Consider the following 3,141-nt stretch of genomic DNA (forward strand, 5'->3'; position numbering starts at 1 on the left):
TTCTGCGAATGGAGGTAGGCAGTACACTTCCCCGCACATGCTGGTGGACCACGTGATTATCCGACTCAAACCGGCCAGTTGCCGTCGTTCGCCATAACCGTCGTTCAGCCAATCAAGTGGCAGCTTGACGCAGAGAACGGACTTTCACAGCCGGACGGCGAGAGCCCGGTCATCGGTCTTATGGAAAGATTCGCATAAGGCCGATGACGCGACGAAGAAGATCGGAGGCCGAACGTCCCTTAACCGTGCGAATGCACATCCCCACCCCCGGCCGCAGCGAAGGCGAATGCCGCAGCATTCCGATGCAGACGTCCGCCAAATACGTAGCATCGCGCGGCAATACGATCGAATTCTGTTCCAGCAACCAGTCTCGCAACAGCCCGTCGAGAAACACGTGCACGACGCCCGACGCTCGCACCGTATCCAGGTCGGACGTCAATTGCTCTTTTGCGATCGCGTTTCGCAAAGCCGTTCCAGGCCTCCGGGTGCGTGTCAACATAGCGGTCGACGATGGCGGAAAGCTGCTATGCCGATGGATTCATCGTCTCTAAGCAAACTTCAACGTTATCTATTTTGCCGATCGCTTCGGGATCGATCCGAGAGAAATTGAGACCGCTCCGTGTTAGATATACTGCCGATGGCGACCGCGAAGACGCATTTGAAGCCACAGGAAGTACAAAAATCACACGGGTACCCGGAAGAGGCGTCCTGCCATGGATAGTCAGCAAAGGTTTAGTGGGGCAGCCCCCGCCACCCGGTGCCGAAGCGTTCGCCTGGAGGCCGCCGCTCTGGGCGTCTGCGTTCTGCTTGCGATCAGTAGTACGGTGTGCGCCGATGAGGAGCCGATCCAGTCGCAGGAGCCAGCGAAATCTCCGGAGCCGGCGAAAGCGCCTTCGCCTTGGCTGCTCTTGCCAACGTTCTCGAACAACCCGAAGCTCGGCACCTCATTCGGGGCACTTGGCGCTTACGTTCGAAAATTCGACGCTCAGTCGCAAGTGTCGATGTTTGGTATCAGCGCACAGTACACATCCACCAATTCCGCTACCGCAGCGATCTTCGCCCGAACATCGTTCGCTAACGACCAACATCGGATTTCCGCGCTAGCCGTTGGCGGAGTGATCAAAAACGACTACGACAACTTTCTCGGGACCGGTACTGCGTTGAAGTCCGACGACCATTTGCAGGCGCTGGTGGGCCGTTACCTGTACCGCCTGAAAAACGATTGGTTCGTTGGCGCACAGGCGATTTTCACTAACTACCAGATCGTGGGGCAGACGGCTCTGGACGATGACATACTCAACGTCCTAGGATTGACCGGTTTCAAGGCGGGCGGCGTCGGCTTAGTTATCAACCACGATTCACGAGATATCGTGGACGCGCCGAAGCACGGGTGGTACCTCAACGTGAACAATATCGCCTATCGCCAAAGTATTGAGGGAAGCAACAATTTCAACGTGTACCGGGCTGACTACAGGCAATACTGGAGCCACGGAGACGGGAACGTATTTGCAGTGCGGCAGAGCAACCAGTGGACGGCGGACGCACCCCCGGGCGCCTACGCGCCAGTGCTATTACGCGGATACACGACGGGTGAGTATCTTGGCAAGTACATGTCCTCTCTCGAAGTCGAGGAACGCCATCGCCTGGCAGCGCGCTGGACGGCCACGCTCTTTGCCGGCGTGGCGTGCCTGTATGGCGCGAGCCGTAACGGCTGCACAGATTCGGCCAACCGCTTTCCGAGCGTGGGCGCTGGTGTCCAGTACATCCTCAAGCCTGCTCAGGGCATCGTTGCCAATATGGAGTTCGCGCTTGGAAAAGAGGGCAACAAAGCCTTGCTGTTCAAGATGGGATACGGATGGTGAGCCGATTGACGTTGGTCGGCCGTGCTCGTTCCGATCTCAGAATCTTGCCGTGAATCGCTTCGTTGCCCGGAGCAGATCCAGGTCGTAGATTTCGAGTAAGCGGTCAGGCTGGAAAGTGCACTCGGACCAGTCATTCGCGGAAACGCCGCGCGTGTTCTTCATGCCCGGCTGCCGTCTGTCGTCGATCGGCGCCGCCTCCCGCTGCTGGTCCGCCGAGTAACGTCCGCACCGATCGGCCACATCCGCAACGCGGCGTAGGCGGGCGCCGCGTTGCGGATGCTGCGCCCTGTTGCGGCTGGATTTCCTCTGATCGACGCGCTACTGAGCCGCTGTGAGCTTGAGTCCAGGTCGCGACGCCTGTGACGTGTCCTGTTGATCTTTGCGCTGGTCGGCCACCTGCTCGATACCGTTTTTTATGACCTCCTCGCAAAAAGCCAGGCGTGCACGGTAGTAGTCCGCGTGCATCTGCGCATCGAGGATTCGCTGCTCCGCTTGATAAAGCTCCAGACGCAATTGTGGCAATGCTTTTTCGGCTTGTTTCTCCGGGGTGACTGCATGGTGCACTGCCCAGTTCGCGATCCATCGCAGCATGATGAAGTCTCCTGTCGTTGGGTGCTCTTCCTCTGCCATGAGAAAGGTATCAAAAACTGGCAGAGACGTGTGTCAAATCCTTCCGAGTGTCGGTATGGCGCAAACGGTCGCGCCCCGCACGGTGCGCCCTATGTGCGTCCAACGCGTGACCGAACTTCCCGGAAATTCTCATCGATAGAGGCGCTGCGCGGTACTCGCAACAGATTGTTTGTCTGATGACGCGGCTCCCCTCCCGTCTGATAGCTGCCTCTTAGTCGCATTCGCGACGTCTGATATTTGCCCCGCGTTTTGGTCGTGACAGTCCAATTGAGTCATCGAGTCCACGGCTGGATTCGAAAAAACGATTCACGGAAAACCCGAAATGAACGCAGTGAACCTACAACCCACAACGCAGGAAGAAGCGGCGGCAAACCCCGAGGGGGAGATCTTATGCGGCGCGGCCGACTGATCGAAAAGCGGACGGCCGAAGCGCTCACTGCTGGGCTTTCTCGCTTCGGCATCGCCTTCAGGGTATCGCTGAACGACTCGCGCCTGAACTACGCGGCGGTCAATTTGGCGGCGAACTTCGAGGTGGCAAAGCGCGCTGCGGATCTGGCTGCGGCGCGCGATCACCTAGGAGTCTGCGCGGCAGAAGCCGCGCTGTCATCCGATTGCCTGTTGTGAACGTTGTAGGCAGATGACGACGAGC

At 58.4% G+C, this 3,141-nt stretch carries 4 protein-coding genes; 2 read left to right on the forward strand and 2 right to left on the reverse strand.

What is annotated here, in order from left to right; genetic code table 11:
• Positions 1-178: 178 nt before the first annotated feature.
• Positions 179-466, reverse strand: a complete 288-nt coding sequence (locus tag AWB68_RS43515; protein WP_235028854.1) for a hypothetical protein — start codon at positions 464-466, stop codon at positions 179-181.
• 247 nt (positions 467-713) lie between these two features.
• Here AWB68_RS43515 and AWB68_RS43520 point away from each other — a divergent pair, with 247 nt between their 5' ends.
• Positions 714-1,862: a BamA/TamA family outer membrane protein gene (locus AWB68_RS43520; RefSeq protein WP_200828964.1), complete on the forward strand. Its 1,149-nt coding sequence runs from the start codon at positions 714-716 to the stop codon at positions 1,860-1,862.
• Between the two features lie 318 nt (positions 1,863-2,180).
• On the opposite strand, the gene AWB68_RS43530 is transcribed toward AWB68_RS43520, so the two are convergent.
• Positions 2,181-2,453, reverse strand: coding sequence for a hypothetical protein (locus AWB68_RS43530; protein ID WP_087650268.1), 273 nt, complete (start codon positions 2,451-2,453; stop codon positions 2,181-2,183).
• A gap of 429 nt (positions 2,454-2,882) precedes the next feature.
• Here AWB68_RS43530 and AWB68_RS43535 point away from each other — a divergent pair, with 429 nt between their 5' ends.
• Positions 2,883-3,116, forward strand: coding sequence for a hypothetical protein (locus AWB68_RS43535; protein WP_087650269.1), 234 nt, complete (start codon positions 2,883-2,885; stop codon positions 3,114-3,116).
• The last annotated feature ends 25 nt before the right edge of the window (positions 3,117-3,141 follow it).

The organism is Caballeronia choica, assembly GCF_001544535.1.
Taxonomy (GTDB): Bacteria; Pseudomonadota; Gammaproteobacteria; order Burkholderiales; family Burkholderiaceae; genus Caballeronia; species Caballeronia choica.

Excerpts from the sequence above, each read along its gene's own strand:
- AWB68_RS43520 (WP_200828964.1), top strand. The coding sequence starts at position 714 with ATGGATAGTCAGCAAAGGTTTAGTGGGGCAGCCCCCGCCACCCGGTGC.
- AWB68_RS43530 (WP_087650268.1), bottom strand. The coding sequence starts at position 2,453 with ATGCTGCGATGGATCGCGAACTGGGCAGTGCACCATGCAGTCACCCCG.
- AWB68_RS43535 (WP_087650269.1), top strand. The coding sequence starts at position 2,883 with ATGCGGCGCGGCCGACTGATCGAAAAGCGGACGGCCGAAGCGCTCACT.